Source organism: Bacillus sp. AFS029533, from assembly GCF_002585125.1.
GTDB classification, from domain to species: domain Bacteria; phylum Bacillota; class Bacilli; order Bacillales; family Bacillaceae_G; genus Gottfriedia; species Gottfriedia luciferensis_B.
The window spans coordinates 29,880-48,002 of record NZ_NUQC01000070.1 but is presented as its reverse complement, the minus strand read 5'-3'; the positions used below and the strand labels follow the sequence as shown (position 1 = coordinate 48,002).

The window sequence follows — 18,123 nt, the reverse complement described above, 5'->3', positions numbered from 1 at the left end:
TTTTTTAGTCTACATGCAAAACTGCAATTAAATTCCAGGAATCGCAAATAAAATTAAAAATTACCCATGCCAGTTACAGTATTGTGACATCTAAATTAGATACTTTCAAAACAAAAACTAGTAAATCTGTTCCAAATTAAAAAAAACTTGATAAAATCTGCTTACTATCTGTAAAAAGGTCAATCATATCAGCTTCAAGTTAACCTCTACTGGCGTCAGTACATTCCCTTTTTTAAAATATAAAAAAGGGCGCCTCATAAGTCAGTTAACCTGACTTATGAGACAGCCCCATTATTGTTATTAGCCTTCTCCATGTAATCGGTATGCCATGTGGTTTGTTGGGCCAACGTATTGATTAAGTGGGAATGAGTGACGAATTGCTTCAGTAATGAATTTCTTTGCAGTGTAGATTGCTTCTTTCGGTTCTGCTCCTTTAGCAAGCTCTGCACAAATCGCTGCAGAATAAGTGCAACCCGCACCGTGAGTATATGTAGTTTCGATTCTGTCCGATTCTAGATGCTCGATTTTTTCACCATCAAATAATACATCTATTGCATTTTCATGCTGAATTTTGCTTCCACCTTTAACTAAAACATATTTAGCCCCTAATTCATGGATTTTGCGTGCTGCTTCTTCCATTTGTTCAACAGTGCAGATTGGTGGCATTTTAGCTAATTGAGCTGCCTCAAATAAATTTGGTGTTACAACTGTTGAAAGTGGTACTAAAATTTCTCTTAATGCATCATTTGTCTCTGGGTGAAGAGCCTCGTCATTTCCTTTACAAATCATAACTGGATCGACAACAACTCGATCAATATTATGTTTTTTTATTGTTTTTGCAGCTAACTCAATTATTTCAGTTGAACCAAGCATACCTGTTTTCATTGCTTGAATTCCAACGCCAACAACGATTGTTTCTAATTGTGCTGCAATCGTATCTATATCAATTGGAAATACTTGATGATGCCAATGATTATGAGGATCCATCGCTACTAAAGTAGTAATTGCACTCATGCCATAAACATTACGTTCCTGAAACGTCTTAATATCAGCTTGTAATCCAGCTCCACCACTACTATCAGATCCCGCAAGTGTCAATGCTTTATAAATTGTCATGTGAAAAATTCCTCCTTTGAAGTACATAGAATTATTATACAAAAACATAAGTGCTAGGTACAAGACATGAGTATCATGAAGCGAAAATCAAGAAATAGATTTCTTAGGTTGAGTCTATTTTTGTCGAAATATTTATTGACAAACTAGATTAATAGATTGTATATTGAGTTTATAAAAATTAATTTAATATAATCTTTATCTCGTATGGATAGAGGCGCAGTTTTGATTAGTCGTTACTTTGAGGTTTATGGTACCTGTGAAAAGTAATAAAAGGTGAAACTGCCGAAGTAATAAATTTACCATTTAAATTTATTATTGGGCCTATTGCTGAATAAGCATAGGACTGTCACAAGATTTTCTTGTGGAGGGCTATTGAAGAGATGTTGATGCTGTTTGACACATATATATGAGTCTTAAACACGTGAACATTGCTTCACGTGTTTTTTTGTATTTTACCAGATTTTCCATTCTTTACATATTGACGAAAATACTGAGTAAAATACACATCATACAACACTTTTATACCGTCCCATATTCTCGCGTAAAGATAAGATTGCAAGAATGAAGAGGAGGCAATAAGATGGGACTAACAAACCCTAAAAATGATAAAGTAGTATCGAATACTCACGATGGTTCTTTAAAAAGGGGCCTTAAAGCAAGACATTTAACGATGATTTCAATTGGTGGTTCAATTGGGACAGGTTTGTTTTTAGCTAGTGGAACTTCAATTAGTCAAGCTGGTCCTGGTGGAGCTGTTTTAGCTTACGGACTAATTGGTATTATGGTTTATTTCTTAATGACTAGTTTAGGTGAAATGGCGACTTATTTGCCAGTTTCTGGTTCATTTAGTACGTATGGATCTCGCTACGTTGATCCTGCATTTGGTTTTGCTATGGGTTGGAATTATTGGTATAACTGGGCAATCACTTTAGCTTTTGAATTATTAGCTTCAGCAATGCTGATGAAATATTGGTTCCCACATTCTCCAGCTGTTTTATGGAGCGGAATCTTTTTAGTGATTATTTTAGGTTTAAATTTACTTTCAGTTAAAGGCTATGGTGAATCAGAGTTTTGGTTTTCATTAATTAAAGTTGTAACTGTAGTTGTCTTTTTAGTTGTTGGTATTGCAATGATTTTTGGTATTATAAGTGGACATCATGCAGGCTTTAAAAACTTTACTGTTGGAGATGCTCCGTTTCATAATGGATTTTTAGGCGTTTTATCAATCTTTATTGTTGCAGGTTTCTCATTCCAAGGTACAGAGTTAATCGGTGTTGCAGCAGGTGAGACAGAACATCCAGAGAAAAATGTTCCAAAAGCTATCCGTCAAATTTTCTGGCGCATCCTTTTATTTTATGTTTTAGCTATTATCGTAATTGGCTTATTAATTCCTTATACAGATCCTGGTCTAATGAAAAATGACGTGGCTGTTAGTCCATTTACTTTAGTATTTGAAAAATTAGGTGTTGCATTTGCGGCTTCTGTAATGAATGCAGTTATTTTAACATCAGTTTTATCTGCAGGTAATAGTGGAACTTATGCATCTACTCGTATGTTATATACTCTAGCAATTGAAGGAAAAGCTCCTAAATTCTTAACAAAAGTCAATAAAAATGGTGTTCCTACAAATGCTTTATATGTAACACTTGCAGTTGGTTCACTTGCTTGTTTATCTTCATTTTTCGGTGAAGGTCAAGTGTATACTTGGTTATTAAATTTATCAGGATTGTCAGGTTTCCTAGCTTGGTTAGGTATTGCGATTTCTCATTACCGTTTCCGTAAGGCTTATGTTGCTCAAGGTAAAGATTTGAATGACCTACCTTACCGCGCAAAATGGTTCCCACTAGGTCCAATCTTAGCATTTTTAGCTTGTTTATTTATTGTGCTAGCTCAAAACTGGCAAGCATTTACAGGTAATGCAATTGATTGGCAAGGTGTACTTGTTTCATACATTGGAATTCCTGTGTTTTTAATTGTTTGGTTAGGTTATAAAGTTAAACATAAAACGAAAGTTGTTCCTTATAAAGAGATGGACTTATCTAGAAAATAATAATAAAGTATAGCCCTTTCATCTATGATGGAAGGGTTTTTTAGTTATTTTAACGATTTTTTGTAAATTTGGAATTTTTGTTCACAAAAACTAATACCTTTAGTATTATAAAACTAAAGGTATTAGTTTTTATTATTAGGAGGTTATAAATTGAAGATTACGAAAAATAATTTTCTTTATGAGTTAAGCTTTTTACCCAATTTCTTTCCTGTAAATTGTTTTTTAGTTGAAGAAGAAAACGAACTTACGTTAATTGATACAGCACTTTCCTTTAGCGCGACTAAAATTATTGAAGCAGCTAATCAAATCGGCAAAAAAATCACGAATATCGTTTTAACGCATGCGCACGGCGACCATGTTGGAGCGCTTGATCAATTAAAATCACTACTTCCAGATGCAGTCGTCTCCATTTCAAAAAGAGATGCAAAATTATTAAAAGGGGACACTAGTTTAGAAGCTAATGAGCCTAATACTCCTATAAAAGGCGGCGTTCCTAAAAATATCCAAACCATCCCGGATCGATTACTCCAGGAAGGAGACACGATAGGGTCTTTAATAGCAGTTGAGGTTCCTGGTCATACACCAGGTTCAATGGCATTTTTAGATCAACGGACAAATGCCATTATCGCTGGTGATGCTTTTTTATTAAGAGGTGGTTTTGCGATTTCTGGACAATTAAGAATTTTATTTCCGTTTCCATCAATGGCAACATGGAATAAAGATGCTGCTTTAAATAGTGCTAAGAAAATTAGCGAATTAAAACCTACATTATTAGCAGTCGGTCATGGTACGATGTTAAGTGATCCACAAGAAGCAATTGACCGTGCTCTTAAAATGCAGTAAGTGGGGGATTATACGGAATGTCACCAAGAATTGGATTGAATTTTCATCAGTTACTGAGTACTTCAATTAACATTGTTGATACAGAAGGGTGGGAGGCTTTAACGATTAGTTATCTTGCAAAGAAGCTAACGATTCAACCACCATCGATTTATAATCATATTAAGAATTTGGATGAACTAAAAAATAGTGTTGCAGTATATGGAATTACACAACTTTATGAAAAACTTCGTGAATCGGTTGAAGGTAAAAATAATGAGAATGCAATTTTTGCATTAGCTTTTGCTTATCTTGATTATGCTAGAACCCATCCTGGTTTATATAAAGCTACCTTATCTCCGTCTCAAACACCAGGTGATGAGTATCGTTTAACTGGGAATAAAATTTTGAACTTAATCAATGAGTTATTGAAACCCTATAATTTAACGGACATTGAACTTATTCATGCGGTAAGAGGTTTTAGAAGTTTGCTTCATGGTTTTGTTTCGCTTGAAAAAAGTGATGGATTTGGTATAAATATTCCAATTGATGAAAGTGTACTTTTTGTATTGAAAAATTATGTAAGAAATTTAAAGTCGGATATAAAGCAATAATTAAAAGGATAGGAAGGTTTAAATACCTTCCTATCCTTATTTATAGAGAAAATACGTTATTATTTAAATTAAGCGTTTACGCCGTCTTTGAAGTTTTTATTCCAGTTTTTATCTCCCATATGTTCAAGATCTTCAGTAGTACGTTCTAATACGTCAATTAGTAACGTCTTCATATGGTGAATATTGTTATAAAATAATTTTTCTTCTTCTAAATCTGGTTTTGCATGATGAGCTGCCTTAATTGCTGTTTCTTCACGAAATCTTCTAACTTTTAAGTCTAACTCATCAAAGACGTGTTTTACATACTTTACAATATTTCTATGGTTTAACGTATTTCTCTCATTTAATTCCTCTAATTTGTTTACCATAGTCATTTTCCTCCATGAATTAAGATTAAAAGATTTATATTGATTATACTGAAACAATGTGAAAAAACAATATAAATTATAAATTTTTAACCATTATAATCAAACCCTTATGATTCAATTTGAGGTCAAAATTGTATTTTTTTCGATCTGATGTATGCTAAAATGATTTAATAATATTTTCTATTTTGAAAGAGGAGGCTATTATGAAAGCAATTGTCATTCATCAATATGGAGATAGCTCTGAGTTTAAAAATATTGAACTTTCAATACCGAAGCCATCTGGTCATCAAGTTTTAGTTAAGGTTTCTGCGACTAGTATCAATCCGATTGATACAAAGATTAGAAAAGGGATTGTACCAAATGCATTCCATCCTAATTTTCCGATGATTTTACATAGTGATTTTTCTGGTGAAGTTGTTGAAGTTGGTGAAAATGTTTCACGTTTTTCAGTTGGAGATTTTGTTTTCGGTTTAAATGTCTTTACGGGTACTCTTTCAGATTATTTTTTAATAGAAGAAACAGTAATTGCTAAAGCTCCAAAAAATTTACCTATTCAAGAAGCTGCAAGTTTACCATTAACAGCTATTACTGCATGGGAGGCACTTTTTGACAGAGGTAATTTAAAACAAGGTGATCATATTTTAATTCATGGTGGGGCAGGTGGTGTTGGCCATCTAGCGATCCAGTTGGCGAAAGCTTCTGGAGCTACTGTTACGACAACTGTTTCATCGAATGAAAAAGCTATTTTAGTTAAAAAGCTAGGTGCAGACCACGTCATTAATTATAAGGAAGAGACCGTCCAAGAATATGTTAACCGCCTAACGGATGGGCAAGGTTTTGATCTTGTTTTTGATACTGTCGGTAAAGAAAACCTAGATAAATCATTTATTGCAGTTAAACCAAAAGGTACTGTTCTAGCAATTGCTGCAAGATCGACGCATGATTTATCACTTTTACATAACAAATCTTTATCTTTACATGTAATATTTATTCTGCTTACTCAAAAAACTGAGGAAGGGCGTAAAGAACATAGTGCTATTTTAAATAAAATTGCTACTTTAGTTGAAGAAGGTAAGCTAAAGCCGCTAATCAATCCAAAATCTTTTACATTCGATCAAGTGAAGGACGCTCATGATTACTTTGAAAATAATGAAGTACAATTTGGTAAAGTATTGATTGAAAATAAGTAATTTTATTGAATCCCTTTTGCATATGCATAGGGATTTTTTCATATCATTTCATTTTGAGCTCGAAATCACACCTATCAATAAAAAAAGCTCAGTCTTCTGAGCTTTCAAGTTTTATGGTTGTATTTCAAATAGTTTTAATTATGATTATACTTTTACTACTGTAAAATGATTTAACACAGGTACCTTTGTATATACGTCACCTACATATTCCCATTTTCCGCTACCCATAACAGTTTTTCTATATTGCTTATATTTTTTAACTTCTATATCTTTATGAATTAAAAGTTTAACTGCTTGTCCAGTATATGGCGATTTTACTACAACCCCAGTTCCACTTATACTTCCTGGCGTTACTCCTATTGAATAAGCACCATATGCAACGGATATTGTAACTGTAACCTTACTTCCACTATTTGACCAATAAAAACTTCCTGGAGAGTGAAATATAGTCCCTTTTGGTGGTTGACCTTCTGCATAACCAATTTTGACCTTTTTTGCTATTTGAGTTCCCACTAGTTCAGTTTTATACTCATATAATGGAGTTCTTCCTTTACTATTTTGTTGTTCTAATTGTTGTTGTTCTTCTCTATCAATTTCTTCTTGAGGTACAGGGATTACAAAAGCTTCTTGGCTTGTCTCATCAGTTGGAATTTCTTGTGCGTTAATTGGGGTTGAAGAAACTAAGATGCTTAAAAAGACTAATAAACTTACTATTTTTTTCATAATCAAACTTCCTACTTTCATAATTTGTTTGGATACTCGGGTTTGCATCGATCTGTTTAAAGTAATATGTCTTTTCATTTATCATAATCTTGAAACCACTATTTTTATATGTGACTTCTATGTCTTTAAAAATCGAACTTTTTATTATATATTTGGATTCAGATTTTTTTAAAAATGTTCCTTTATCTAATTTTCCATTACGTTTTAAATCCTCGTAATAATAATAAAATGTATAGTTATTTTCTGGATCAAAGACCATTGATACAAATGGCAGTTCATTACAGGTAAACGTACCTCTCAATAAAAATGTCTTATTAGTGGAATTACAACTACTTGTTAGGAACACCAATATAAATGTAATAAGTATTTTTTTAGTACTAAGTTTTTCCATAAACCTATTTTTCTCCTGTAATAGAACTTGTAATGTTTTACTCACCAATAAAGAAAAAGGTTACCTCTTCATTTTGTCGACGTTAATCAAAGTATTAACTTATTTGTAACTTATTTGAAAACGACAGAAATATAAACAAATAAGATAAATGGTAAATATTTTTTAGTAAAATTTAACAGAGCGCTCAATTAAATTTTACTAAATTTTTTATGATGTTTTACTTTAACTATTGAATATTTTGTGAAATTAATCACAAAATGAGTATTCGTGTTTTCCTATGCCTTTTATTAATGAATACGTCAAGGTTTCATAAAACAATAAAATTATGTAATTAAGTGATTTTGTTTACAAATCATTTAGATTTATCTTTTCCTTCTCATGGTAATTAGTCAATAGTGGTATATAATGGAAATATAATTCGTGGAATAAAGGATGTGAAAACGAGGTAGAAATTTTCTCCCTCTATTCAAATGAACAAAATAAAATTAATTATTGCTGATGATAATTCATTTATTAGAGAAGGTCTTAAAATCATATTGAGCTCTTATGAAGAGTTTGAAGTATTAGAAACAGTAAATGATGGGAATGAAGCGTTAAAATATTGTCAAAATAATGAAGTAGATGTTGCGCTTTTAGATGTTCGAATGCCAAATATGAATGGGGTAGAAGCTACGAAGCATATTTCCGAGCAAACTAAAACAAAGCCACTTATTTTAACGACTTTTGATGATGATGAGTACATTATTGATGCTGTGAAAAATGGAGCAAAGGGTTATTTATTAAAAAATAATGAACCAGAACGTATTCGAGAAGCGATCAAAAGTGTTTATCACGGAAATACAATCATGCAAGATTTAGTACTGGATAAAATTAGAACAAATTTAACAAACAATGCAAATACAGCAGATACGAAAATCGATACGAGTTTGTTTACCCAAAGAGAGTTAGATGTAATGGGTTTAATTGCAAAAGGATTTTCGAATAAGGAAATTTCTAAGCAAATTTATATTTCTGAAGGAACAGTTGCTAATTATATTACTTCAATTCTCGGAAAAACAGGGCTAGAACATCGAACACAAATTGCTATTTTCTATATTACTGGGAAAGTAGACTAACGCGAAGGAGTTACATATGGAGCGTTGGATTATTTTAAATAAGCTCTCTGTTATATTGTATATAGCTCTAATTTGTATTCAAAAAGAAACTCCTAATTTCTCTTGGGTACTTTTTGTATTGCTTGTTTATTTTTGTTTAAATATTAGTCTTTATTTAATAAAAAATAGATCGTTGATAAAATTTTTACTAATCATATCAATTTGTTTAATTGTCTATTCCAATTTAAAGATTCAGCCATTATTTCTTTTACTACTGCCAATGTCAATTTTAGAGCTCGTTTCTTATTTCACTTCAAAAAAATGGATCGGTTGCTTTCTTGCACTATTTCCAATTTGCTACTTATCTAATTCTTTACAGCCTATCTATGGATTAATTTCATTATTTAGTTTTATCGTTTTTTCACTTGTTAATTTGTATAACACTAGATTACGGTTTAAAGAAGATCAAATTGATAAAATGAGGAGCACGATTCAAAAGCTGTCAAAAAAGATTAATAATCATAATGAGTTTATTGAGCAATCGGAATATACCTTTAAATTGGAGGAACGAAATCGTATTTCTCAAGAAATACATGATAAAATAGGGCATTCAATGACAGGTGCGCTATATCAAATGGAAGCAGCTAAACATTTAATGAGTACTAATCAAGATAAAGCATTAGAATTGCTTCAAAATGCGATTAATATTTCAAAGGACGGAATTGAAAATATAAGACTTACTTTAAAAAATATGAAGCCTCCAACTGAACAAATGGGAATTCATCATATGAAATTATTCATAGACGAATTTTCTGCTAAGCATGATTTAAAAACATTGTTTGTCTATAAAGGAAATCTCGATCTTATTACGCCAATTCAATGGAAAGTAATTCAAGAAAATGTAGTTGAGGCTTTAACAAATACGATGAAATATGCAAATGCTACAGAGGTTTCGCTTGAAATACATGTTATGAATAAAATGATAAAAACAAATGTAAAAGACAATGGTAAAGGGAAAGTGAAAATTAAAAAAGGTTTAGGCATCATTGGGATGGAAGAGAGAACAGTGGCTATAAACGGGAAAATAATAGTGGATGGTCATGATGGTTTTTCAGTTACAACTTTGCTTCCAATCCAATAATCTTAACATGTGATATGAATTTCTATTAAGTCCATCATGATTTTGCCTAAATAAAAACATGAATATTCTCATGTGAAAAGGGTGAACTAATACACTGATATTAGTTCACCCTTTTGCTTATAATAGCATCATAGTAAAAAGCTCAGAGAGGTGAGAGGATGAAAGTTTTAGAGATAAAAAATTTAACTAAAAAGTTCGGGGATTTTATAGCAGTAGATAATATGTCTTTATCAATTGAAGAAGGAGAAATATTTGGATTTCTTGGAGCAAATGGAGCAGGAAAAAGTACGACAATTAATATTATTTCAGGGCTACTTCGAAGTAATCAAGGTACTGTAGAAATCCTAGGTAAAAACAGTAAGAAGAATAGTAAGTTCGCAAAAATGAATATTGGAATGGTACCTCAGGATTTAGCTATTTATGAAGATTTAACTGCCTATGAAAATGTTAGATTTTTCGCAGGACTTTATGGTTTAAGAGGTTCGGAATTAAATGAAAGAGTAGAAGAAGCCTTACAATTTGTAGGGTTAGAAGATAAATTTAAGGAATATCCAAAAAATTTCTCTGGTGGAATGAAGAGAAGGTTAAATATTGCCTGTGCGATTGCACACCGACCTAAACTGATTATTATGGATGAACCAACTGTTGGGATTGATCCACATTCACGAAACTATATTCTTAATAGTGTACGTAAACTTAATGAAATGGGTTGTACAATCATTTATACGAGCCATTACATGGAGGAAGTTGAAGAAATATGCTCACGTATTTCGATTATTGACCATGGAAAAATCATCGCTGAAGGAACAAAAGAACAGCTTAAATCGATTATTACGAATACAAAGGATATTCGAATTGAAGTTAAAACGACTGAAAATATTGATATTACTGAGCTTAAAGCGATTAATGGCGTTGAGAACGTTCATATTTTAGATAATGTTATTACGATTACTTCAGATAATGGTGTGAATAATTTAAATAAAATCATTCAACATTTTATTAATAATGAAATCGAAATCAGTTCATTACAGGAAAATGCGCCTAACTTAGAAACTGTTTTCCTTACATTAACAGGCCGAAATTTACGTGATTAACTTCATGGGAAATTATTTAATAAGGAGGCAATTAGCTTGAATATTTTTAATATTGCTTTCATGGAAATTAAGCGTGACTTTCGAGATGTAAGGAACTTATTTTTTATGTTAGCATTTCCAATCATTTTAATGCTTGTCTTAGGTACATCACTTTCAAATGCTTTTTCAACATCCGTCCCGATTAAAGATGTGCATGTTTTATATAAAGATCAATCAACAACAGGTGAGTTTTCGCAGTATTTTAACGAATTAATTAAAAGTACGAAAAAGTCTGGAATTCATTTTGAAAAAACTGCGAGTAATACAAATGGTGAGAATGAAGTGAAACGAAATCATTATGATGGCTATATTTCTATTCAAGATAACGGAATTAAGCTTTATATCAATGAAGGAAACAGTGTTGAGGGTAGTGTTATTCAAGGAATGTTAACTTCTTTTGTAGATAAATATAATGTTGGCGTGGAAGTTGCAAAAGTCGATCCAACTCAAGTTAAAGAAGTCTTTTTAGGTAATTCTCATGATAATTATATTAAGGACACGTCGATTGCATCAAATAAACAGCCAGGTTCGATGGATTATTACGCGATTGCAATGACTACTATGATTGTTCTTTATGCAGCTATGTCTGCAAGTAAATTGATCACAGGTGAAAGAGTTAGAAAAACTGCTGATCGATTAATCGTTGCTCCTATTTCCAAATTTGAGATTTTTATCGGGAAAATACTTGGAAGTTTGGTTGCTAACTTTCTGTGCATTATTGTAGTTGTCTATTTCAGTAAATTCTTTTTTAAAGCCAACTGGGGTAGCCATCTATTATTAGTCTTTATTGTTTTACTGACGGAAGTTCTTCTATCAATTAGTTTAGGGTTAGTTGTAAGCTATATAACGAAATCAAATGCTTCATCTAGAGCAATCATCATGATTGTTGTGCAGCTATCTTCATTCTTTGGTGGAGCTTACTTTAAATTAGGCGATACTAGTGGGATTTTAAAATTCATTACTCAGCTTTCACCACTTACATGGGTTAATACAGCAATTACAAAAATTATTTATGCAAACGACTTATCAGCTGCTATCCCGGCGCTTGTCTTTAATATAGGTTTTTCTTTATTATTCCTATTTCTTGCATCTATTTCTCTACAAAGAAGGGAGGGGCTGTAGGATGCAGACAGTTTTTTGGCTAATTTCGAACACTTTAAGAGCTACTTTTAAAAATAAGAAAAATATTATTATGTATATTTTAGTGCCTCTAATTGGTATTTTTATTTCCTTTCTAGCTTATGGTGGTTCCAATAAAACGATCGTTCACGTTGGGATTGTCAATGAGGATCATCAATATATTGCAAATGATACGATTAAGTTTTTAGAACACTTAGATAACGTTCGAATTGAAATAATTAATACTACGGATGCAAATGATAAGCTCGCTTCAGGATCACTTGATTGTGTTATTTCGTTCCATGATGGCTTTACAGATAGTGTACGTTCTGGTAATCCAGATCATATTCAAATATCTTCTATAAAAGGTGCTCAAATTACGAGCTTTGTAAAATCTTATTTATATAATTATATCGATAATGTTTCAGCAATTGGTAAAGTGGCAAAAACAGACCAAACTAAATTTAATCAAATGTATTCCAACTACCAAAACGCAAGCTTCAAGGTAGCAACAAAAACATTATCAGATTCATCTCAGTCTGAAAATATGACGACATATAGTTTAGGCTTTTTGATTATGATTATGTTAATGTCTGCAGGGAATCTTTCTGAAATTATTTTAAAGGAAAAAGAAAATCGAATTTACTACAGACTTTTGTCAGCACCTATTAATGCTAGAAAATATATTTTCTCAAATGTTGTAGTAAATATGATTGTAATGACTATTCAAGTAATTATTACGCTTCTCTTTATGACTAAAGTGTTTCATATTGATATTCATATTCCGTTTTGGGAAGCGGCAATTGTTATGATGCTTTTTGCTTTGGTCTCGGTCGGGATCTCGTTAATGATTGTGGCGTTCTCTAATAGTTCAAAATCATCTGGCGCATTGCAGAATTTAATTGTTGTTCCAACTGTTATGATCTCCGGTTGTTTCTGGCCAATTGATATTATGCCATCATCCGTACAAAGAATTGCGGATTTTCTTCCACAAAGATGGACGTTAGAGACATTGACGAAGTTGCAACAAGGAAGTAGTTTAGGAAGCTTATATTTAAACATTTTAATCCTTCTAGTTTTTGCGGCTGCATTTTTCTTAATTGCTATTTATAAGTTTAGTCGCAATAGTTCTACTAGAAATTTTGTGTAGATATTAAAAAAATCCATCTCTTTATTAGAGATGGATTTTTTAGCTATTTTATTAGTCCATTGAACTACAAATTTCAATATAATGACCGTCTGGATCTGCTACATATGCTACTGTTTGGCCCCATGGTTTTGTAATTGGTTCTTTGATGATGTTTACACCTTTTGTTCGTAAATCTTCTATTGTAGAATGCACATCATCTGTTACAAATCCGATTTCAAATGTTTGAGAGGATGCTTCAGTATTTTTATAATTTAATCCAGTCAGCTCTTGAACATTGCCACGTTCAATCATAGCAAGTACGGTATTGCCAGTATCTAATTCGACATACGTACCATGATTTCCACGAATAGGAATGCCTAAAGACTCAGTATAGAAAGTAAGAGATTTTTCTAGACTTGAAACATATAAAATTAAATACCTCATTTTCAACATTTCATTAACCTCCAGAATAGTTTAATCTCTTTTTCTTTCTACATATATAAGGTATTTACCTTCTTACATTGGTTTTGGCAAGTTCTTATTCAAACTGATAGGTATAGAATGATTCCTTTGCAAAAAATGATTTTAATCGATCATCGGGTATATCCTCAAATTTTTCGATTTTTACAACGTCTTTTAGCATTGCCTCTGTCTGAGAACGGTGTGCTTTCATCGTTCTTAGTTTCTGAGTTGCAACATCCATTACATCATTCACGATATCGGGTTTTCCTAAAACTTCAAAGCGTTCTTTTGTAATCGCGATACACCATACTGTTGGACGATCTTCCTTATCCATTCGTCGAACTGCTTCAACAGCAGCTCTTGCAGTTGCATCATGGTCTGGGTGAACACCGTGTTCTGGATAAAAAGTAATTAATAATGTTGGCTGAATTTCGTCGATGATTTCCTTTATTGGACTAATTACATCCTCAGGGTCTTCGAATTCAATTGTTTTATCATGAAATCCTAGCATTCTTAAATCTTGGATTCCCATTTCTCTACAAGCGTCGATTAATTCGTTTTTACGTATTGTAGGAAGTGATTCTCTTGTTGCGAAAAATGGATTTCCCATATTTCGTCCCATTTCTCCTAAAGTTAAACAAGCGTATGTAACCGGAATCCCTTTATTTGTAAACTTCGAAATCGTTCCAGCAGCCCCAAAAGCTTCATCATCAGGGTGAGGGAACACAAGTAATACTTTTTCTTGTTTTTGACTCATTTTTAGTGCTCCTCTCTTAAAATGGCGTATAGCTTAAATGTATTGCGATTGCAAGCTTTCCATCCTCATTATGACCTGCTAGTAGGAGGCGACCTTGTTCATCAACTTCAAAATCAGTTAATCCTTCTGCAACAACCCAGCCTTCTTCAAGCTTTAATCCGACACGGAATGGGTATTTGCCTGTGATCGTAGCACGGCTAATGATTACTTTCGTATTTCTAATAAAGGCATTTACCGTCATTACTTTTTCATTAAAGTGATTAGCATATGCACCATTTGTAGTTTCTAAATGTAAATAGACTGTTTGATTTATATAATTTTGAAGTGCATCTTGGGCAGCACCAATTTCTAATTTTTGCATTTTCTCGTACCTCCTTTAAAAAGTATTATAATCCAACTTTCCCTAAATTGGTAATTTGTTGGCTTGTGATTTTGAACATAAAAAGATCCCTATCTAATTGGGTGATAGGGATTGGGGGGATGTGTATAACATGATTACTAAAATTTAACTGTTTAAATATTCAGTTAATTTATATTTAATATACATGATGGGAAAATATTCGTCAACCACTTTTGTTAAAAAAATTTAAAATATTCAAAAAATAAGAAAATGAGGTAATTAATGGTATCTTTTTATGATAATATACGTGACTAGAACTCGACAAAAAAGACGAGTTTCTGTGTAAAATAGTCAAATTTTTACTTGTTTTACCTTTTTTTTCTTTTCTAAAAAGATATTAATTGTTAAACTAGAGTAGAATAATATTTTTAAAGGGAGGTTTTTAACGTGAAGGCAGAAGCGCGAAAACTATTTAATCCACAAAGAGAAGAATTAAACAAGCCTTCTCGTAATCAATTTCCGCAGACTAAAAAAAGAAAAACAATACGAATCCATCGAATCATTTTGACAACATTATTTTTGTCTTTACTTATCGCGTCTGGAATATATATGTATAGTCAAAATAAGATCGCTTCGGCAAAGCAACATGAACTTTCAACATTACATGTTGAACAAAAAAAAGTAGCTAAAACTGAAAAAGATTTAAACAGACAGATTAGACTATTAAATGATCCGGATTTCATAGCAAACTATGCTCGTGATCAATACATGTTCTCTAAAAAAGGAGAAACAATCATCATTGTGCCGAAATCGGAAGATGAGATCACCTCAAACTAATAATTATTTAAACTTAAAGATTCTCATATATGTGGGAATCTTTTTTCTATATTCATTATAGAACTAATGTTCGTTTTGTACAAGTTTAAAGTCGAACGTAAGAACTTAAATAGGAAGAAGGGAATAGGATTTTTTCATATCTCTTACATTTTTGTCTGATAAACAGACTCTTTCTCTTATCAATTTGTTGTCTATTTAGTTCTAATTACCCACGGTTTCTACAAAATTTTTACTATTCTGAAAAATACATCTTTGATATAATTTAAATAAGCTTAAATAAGGAGGATTAACATGAAAAAGTTCATTTACGTTTTTGCTATTTTAATTGTACAAGTAATTTTGACGTTCCTTGTTAGTGTTCTCTCGGATTCATCGGCTAGTAATATTGCTATTATGGTAGGATTCGTTACGACGGTCTTCCTTTATTGGAAAACAGCTAAAAAAGTAAGTTATACTCCTCTGCAGCGATATCAATGGTTGCGTGCTGCTGGATTAGAATTTAATGACTTACATAAAGATTTTCAAAGAAAAATTGCTATTAAAGCATCGTTAATTTATAGTTTTTCAGGTTTAGTTGTTACTTTGTATACATCACATATTTTATTATAAGGCATAGTCAAAAAAAAATGGACAAGCATACTAACTGCTGTCCATTTTTTTATTTTTATTCCGATTCATGTTGTAGGCGTTTAATACGTCGTCTATATGCAATTGATGAAACAAGAATACTTAATTCGTATATAACTAACAATGGTAAGCTTGTCATCATATCAGATACAAAATCAGGCGGTGAAATTGCTGTTCCGATAATAATAAGGATAAAATATGCAAATCGTCGAGATTTTCTTAAAAATGCTGGTGATACGATTCCGATACTTGTTAAAAAAAGTATAATGACTGGTAAATCAAAGAAAAACGCAAAAGGAACAACTAAGTTAAATAAGAAGCTAAAATAGCGTTCAGCTGTGAATGTAACTGTTACTAAGTCTTCTCCAATGTCCTGTAAAAATTTTAAAACGTTTGGAAAGATGAAATAATAGCCAAATGCTAATCCACAAACGAACAATAAGAATAAAGCTGGTATGTAAAGCATTGTGCTTTTTCGTTCTTTTACATGCAAGGCTGGCTTTACAAACGCCCATATTTGGTAAGCTATGACAGGGATACTACACGCGATCGCGAACACTCCACCAATCATAAGATAAATCCAAAGGACATCACTTGGACCAAGTGCTAGAAGCTTTCCATGCAAATCTTGAACAAGGAAATTGAATATAGCTTTCGTATAATATAATCCAATCCCTAAAAAAATAACGAATGCAACAATCACTTTTATTATTCGATTTCGAAGCTCATCTAAATGGTCAATGACACTCATTTCTTTTTCTTGCATAATTTCCCCCAAAGCAAACTGTGAAAGTATTTTATTACACTTTAAAAAGTATAAATTGGCTAGCGTTGTTAATTACTCGATGTAGTTTGCCAATTTTAGGAATAAAGTGTAAGTGCAACTACGTCTTTAGTCTTCGCCTAAAAGGCTCGCCAATCGACTAGTTTTCTATAATATTGAGCTTCCTATATTTTGTCAGAAAAAAGAACAATCGTCAATGAATATAGAGACATTTATTATTCTTAAATTACCATCATTTGTTAATTTATTCATATGAAAACTAACCTTATCCGACTATAATAAAAGTATGAGTATGAAAGATAAGGATGGTAAATGTTTTGGATGGAAAAAGTCATGTAATTGTAGGATTATTTGCAACTGGTGTCACAATGTATGCAACAAAAAATGATTCTATGACCGTCCCACTTATAGTTGGTGCAATCAGTAGTTTGGCTCCTGATTTAGATCATCATAATAGTTCATTAACAAAAAAAGTTTCAATGCCGCTAAAAGTTCTCTTCAGCTTATTATTTTTAGCAGCTACATTATTTATTGTTGTGAAGACAGGGAAGTTAATTTATTCTGGATCATGGATTTATGCAGTAGGTATTCTCACATTATTTATTATTTGTGTGAGCTGGTTACGGCATTTAAAAACAATCTTAATGTTAACAGGCATATTAATTGCAGTTATTGGTTGGTTTTTCTTTTATGGTTATTGGTCAATCTTTGCGATTGGATTATTTATTGCTGTTTCATCGAGATTAAAGCATCGTGGACCAACTCATTCCCTTTACTTTTTAGCTGTTTGGAGTGGAATTTGTTATTTGCTGCAAAAAGACTTAAATGTAAATGGATTATGGTTAGCTGGTACAGTCGGTTATTTTTCTCACCTATTAGCGGATCAGTTGTTTACTAAACAAAGTATTAAGTGGTTATAGAGCTCTTTAATTATCACATTTTTTTATTAAAAATGATCCATACTAAGAAAGATGTGATGATGAAAGAAGGGTCAATATTGAAGAAAATAAATTCTCTAATATCCATATGGGTTTTGTTTTTTTTGTTAGCTTTGTCATTCCCAGTGGATGCAAGTAGCAATACGTATAACCAGCGAACTATTAAGGTAGAAGCCAATACTTTAGTTTCTAGTAAACAAACATCAACGCATCTTGCAATTAGGAGATCGTATCGTTCTAATAGAAGTTATCGTCCAACAGCACCAAGGTCGAGCTATCGTTCGTATAGAAGTCCTGGAAGGAATTTTTTAGGCTATGCAGGTGCATTTGGGTTAGGCTCTCTTTTTGGTTCGATGCTAAACCCATTTGGTGGCTACTATGGTGGTCAGCAATTTGGTTTTTCATTTTTTGGATTACTATTAGATTTTTTAGTAATAATAGTTATTATTTGGTTTATTAAGAAAATCTTTCGTAGAAACCGATATTAACTT

20 protein-coding genes and 1 riboswitch are annotated in these 18,123 nt (G+C 32.0%); of the genes, 13 read left to right on the top strand and 7 right to left on the bottom strand.

Features of this window, described 5'->3' with window-relative positions:
• Positions 1 to 300: 300 nt before the first annotated feature.
• Positions 301 to 1,116: a pyridoxine/pyridoxal/pyridoxamine kinase gene (pdxK, locus tag COE53_RS23270; protein ID WP_091021039.1), complete on the bottom strand. Its 816-nt coding sequence runs from the start codon at positions 1,114 to 1,116 to the stop codon at positions 301 to 303.
• 201 nt (positions 1,117 to 1,317) lie between these two features.
• A riboswitch (Lysine riboswitch) is annotated at positions 1,318 to 1,496 on the top strand.
• Between the two features lie 200 nt (positions 1,497 to 1,696).
• Here pdxK and COE53_RS23265 point away from each other — a divergent pair.
• The 3 genes from COE53_RS23265 (at position 1,697) to COE53_RS23255 (ending at position 4,599) form a co-directional block, all read left to right on the top strand.
• Entirely contained in the window at positions 1,697 to 3,166 is a 1,470-nt protein-coding gene (locus tag COE53_RS23265; RefSeq protein WP_069033416.1) for an amino acid permease, read from the top strand.
• A gap of 150 nt (positions 3,167 to 3,316) precedes the next feature.
• Positions 3,317 to 4,009 (top strand): MBL fold metallo-hydrolase, encoded by a 693-nt coding sequence (locus COE53_RS23260; protein WP_098948783.1) that lies wholly within the window; start codon positions 3,317 to 3,319, stop codon positions 4,007 to 4,009.
• A 17-nt stretch (positions 4,010 to 4,026) separates the two neighbouring features.
• Positions 4,027 to 4,599, top strand: coding sequence for a TetR/AcrR family transcriptional regulator (locus COE53_RS23255; protein ID WP_098948782.1), 573 nt, complete (start codon positions 4,027 to 4,029; stop codon positions 4,597 to 4,599).
• A gap of 68 nt (positions 4,600 to 4,667) precedes the next feature.
• Here the strand turns inward: COE53_RS23255 and COE53_RS23250 are convergent, their stop codons facing one another.
• A complete protein-coding gene (locus COE53_RS23250) occupies positions 4,668 to 4,967 on the bottom strand; it encodes a hypothetical protein (protein ID WP_069033413.1) in 300 nt (99 codons plus the stop codon).
• A 203-nt stretch (positions 4,968 to 5,170) separates the two neighbouring features.
• On the opposite strand from COE53_RS23250, the gene COE53_RS23245 reads away from it, so the two are divergent.
• Positions 5,171 to 6,157, top strand: a complete 987-nt coding sequence (locus tag COE53_RS23245) for a zinc-dependent alcohol dehydrogenase family protein (RefSeq protein WP_069033412.1) — start codon at positions 5,171 to 5,173, stop codon at positions 6,155 to 6,157.
• A gap of 144 nt (positions 6,158 to 6,301) precedes the next feature.
• Here the strand turns inward: COE53_RS23245 and COE53_RS23240 are convergent, their stop codons facing one another.
• Positions 6,302 to 6,880 carry a hypothetical protein gene (locus COE53_RS23240; protein ID WP_098948781.1) on the bottom strand — a complete coding sequence of 193 codons (579 nt, stop codon included), beginning with the start codon at positions 6,878 to 6,880 and terminating at the stop codon, positions 6,302 to 6,304.
• An 861-nt stretch (positions 6,881 to 7,741) separates the two neighbouring features.
• Between COE53_RS23240 and COE53_RS23230 the strand changes: the two genes are divergently transcribed.
• The 5 genes from COE53_RS23230 to COE53_RS23210 all read left to right on the top strand — a co-directional run bounded on the left by COE53_RS23230 (position 7,742) and on the right by COE53_RS23210 (position 12,908).
• On the top strand, positions 7,742 to 8,386 hold the full coding sequence (locus tag COE53_RS23230) for a response regulator transcription factor (protein ID WP_069033409.1): 645 nt from the start codon (positions 7,742 to 7,744) through the stop codon (positions 8,384 to 8,386).
• Positions 8,387 to 8,402: 16 nt separating this feature from the next.
• Complete coding sequence (locus COE53_RS23225; RefSeq protein ID WP_069033408.1) at positions 8,403 to 9,506, top strand: sensor histidine kinase; 1,104 nt, start codon at positions 8,403 to 8,405, stop codon at positions 9,504 to 9,506.
• 158 nt (positions 9,507 to 9,664) lie between these two features.
• Complete coding sequence (locus COE53_RS23220; protein WP_069033407.1) at positions 9,665 to 10,600, top strand: ABC transporter ATP-binding protein; 936 nt, start codon at positions 9,665 to 9,667, stop codon at positions 10,598 to 10,600.
• A gap of 36 nt (positions 10,601 to 10,636) precedes the next feature.
• Positions 10,637 to 11,761: an ABC transporter permease gene (locus tag COE53_RS23215; RefSeq protein WP_098948780.1), complete on the top strand. Its 1,125-nt coding sequence runs from the start codon at positions 10,637 to 10,639 to the stop codon at positions 11,759 to 11,761.
• 1 nt (position 11,762) lies between these two features.
• On the top strand, positions 11,763 to 12,908 hold the full coding sequence (locus COE53_RS23210; protein WP_069033405.1) for an ABC transporter permease: 1,146 nt from the start codon (positions 11,763 to 11,765) through the stop codon (positions 12,906 to 12,908).
• Positions 12,909 to 12,959: 51 nt separating this feature from the next.
• On the opposite strand, the gene COE53_RS23205 is transcribed toward COE53_RS23210, so the two are convergent.
• From COE53_RS23205 to COE53_RS23195, 3 genes are all read right to left on the bottom strand, one after another.
• Entirely contained in the window at positions 12,960 to 13,340 is a 381-nt protein-coding gene (locus tag COE53_RS23205; protein ID WP_069033404.1) for a VOC family protein, read from the bottom strand.
• A gap of 85 nt (positions 13,341 to 13,425) precedes the next feature.
• Positions 13,426 to 14,106 (bottom strand): bacillithiol biosynthesis deacetylase BshB2, encoded by a 681-nt coding sequence (gene bshB2, locus COE53_RS23200; RefSeq protein WP_069033403.1) that lies wholly within the window; start codon positions 14,104 to 14,106, stop codon positions 13,426 to 13,428.
• Positions 14,107 to 14,122: 16 nt separating this feature from the next.
• Positions 14,123 to 14,467 (bottom strand): YojF family protein, encoded by a 345-nt coding sequence (locus COE53_RS23195; protein ID WP_069033402.1) that lies wholly within the window; start codon positions 14,465 to 14,467, stop codon positions 14,123 to 14,125.
• 426 nt (positions 14,468 to 14,893) lie between these two features.
• On the opposite strand from COE53_RS23195, the gene COE53_RS23190 reads away from it, so the two are divergent.
• Entirely contained in the window at positions 14,894 to 15,283 is a 390-nt protein-coding gene (locus COE53_RS23190) for an FtsB family cell division protein (protein WP_069033401.1), read from the top strand.
• 291 nt (positions 15,284 to 15,574) lie between these two features.
• Positions 15,575 to 15,892, top strand: a complete 318-nt coding sequence (locus COE53_RS23185) for a hypothetical protein (protein WP_056475504.1) — start codon at positions 15,575 to 15,577, stop codon at positions 15,890 to 15,892.
• A 55-nt stretch (positions 15,893 to 15,947) separates the two neighbouring features.
• Here the strand turns inward: COE53_RS23185 and tatC are convergent, their stop codons facing one another.
• Positions 15,948 to 16,676 carry a twin-arginine translocase subunit TatC gene (tatC, locus tag COE53_RS23180; protein ID WP_069033400.1) on the bottom strand — a complete coding sequence of 243 codons (729 nt, stop codon included), beginning with the start codon at positions 16,674 to 16,676 and terminating at the stop codon, positions 15,948 to 15,950.
• A gap of 335 nt (positions 16,677 to 17,011) precedes the next feature.
• Here tatC and COE53_RS23175 point away from each other — a divergent pair, with 335 nt between their 5' ends.
• Positions 17,012 to 17,614 (top strand): metal-dependent hydrolase, encoded by a 603-nt coding sequence (locus COE53_RS23175; RefSeq protein WP_069033399.1) that lies wholly within the window; start codon positions 17,012 to 17,014, stop codon positions 17,612 to 17,614.
• Between the two features lie 122 nt (positions 17,615 to 17,736).
• Positions 17,737 to 18,120 carry a hypothetical protein gene (locus COE53_RS23170; RefSeq protein WP_069033398.1) on the top strand — a complete coding sequence of 128 codons (384 nt, stop codon included), beginning with the start codon at positions 17,737 to 17,739 and terminating at the stop codon, positions 18,118 to 18,120.
• The last annotated feature ends 3 nt before the right edge of the window (positions 18,121 to 18,123 follow it).

What these genes read in the sequence shown, in the direction of transcription:
- pdxK (WP_091021039.1), bottom strand. Translation starts at nt 1,116, where the DNA reads ATGACAATTTATAAAGCATTGACACTTGCGGGATCTGATAGTAGTGGT.
- COE53_RS23265 (WP_069033416.1), top strand. Translation starts at nt 1,697, where the DNA reads ATGGGACTAACAAACCCTAAAAATGATAAAGTAGTATCGAATACTCAC.
- COE53_RS23255 (WP_098948782.1), top strand. Translation starts at nt 4,027, where the DNA reads ATGTCACCAAGAATTGGATTGAATTTTCATCAGTTACTGAGTACTTCA.
- COE53_RS23250 (WP_069033413.1), bottom strand. Translation starts at nt 4,967, where the DNA reads ATGGTAAACAAATTAGAGGAATTAAATGAGAGAAATACGTTAAACCAT.
- COE53_RS23245 (WP_069033412.1), top strand. Translation starts at nt 5,171, where the DNA reads ATGAAAGCAATTGTCATTCATCAATATGGAGATAGCTCTGAGTTTAAA.
- COE53_RS23240 (WP_098948781.1), bottom strand. Translation starts at nt 6,880, where the DNA reads ATGAAAAAAATAGTAAGTTTATTAGTCTTTTTAAGCATCTTAGTTTCT.
- COE53_RS23230 (WP_069033409.1), top strand. Translation starts at nt 7,742, where the DNA reads ATGAACAAAATAAAATTAATTATTGCTGATGATAATTCATTTATTAGA.
- COE53_RS23225 (WP_069033408.1), top strand. Translation starts at nt 8,403, where the DNA reads ATGGAGCGTTGGATTATTTTAAATAAGCTCTCTGTTATATTGTATATA.
- COE53_RS23220 (WP_069033407.1), top strand. Translation starts at nt 9,665, where the DNA reads ATGAAAGTTTTAGAGATAAAAAATTTAACTAAAAAGTTCGGGGATTTT.
- COE53_RS23210 (WP_069033405.1), top strand. Translation starts at nt 11,763, where the DNA reads ATGCAGACAGTTTTTTGGCTAATTTCGAACACTTTAAGAGCTACTTTT.
- COE53_RS23205 (WP_069033404.1), bottom strand. Translation starts at nt 13,340, where the DNA reads ATGTTGAAAATGAGGTATTTAATTTTATATGTTTCAAGTCTAGAAAAA.
- bshB2 (WP_069033403.1), bottom strand. Translation starts at nt 14,106, where the DNA reads ATGAGTCAAAAACAAGAAAAAGTATTACTTGTGTTCCCTCACCCTGAT.
- COE53_RS23195 (WP_069033402.1), bottom strand. Translation starts at nt 14,467, where the DNA reads ATGCAAAAATTAGAAATTGGTGCTGCCCAAGATGCACTTCAAAATTAT.
- COE53_RS23185 (WP_056475504.1), top strand. Translation starts at nt 15,575, where the DNA reads ATGAAAAAGTTCATTTACGTTTTTGCTATTTTAATTGTACAAGTAATT.
- tatC (WP_069033400.1), bottom strand. Translation starts at nt 16,676, where the DNA reads ATGCAAGAAAAAGAAATGAGTGTCATTGACCATTTAGATGAGCTTCGA.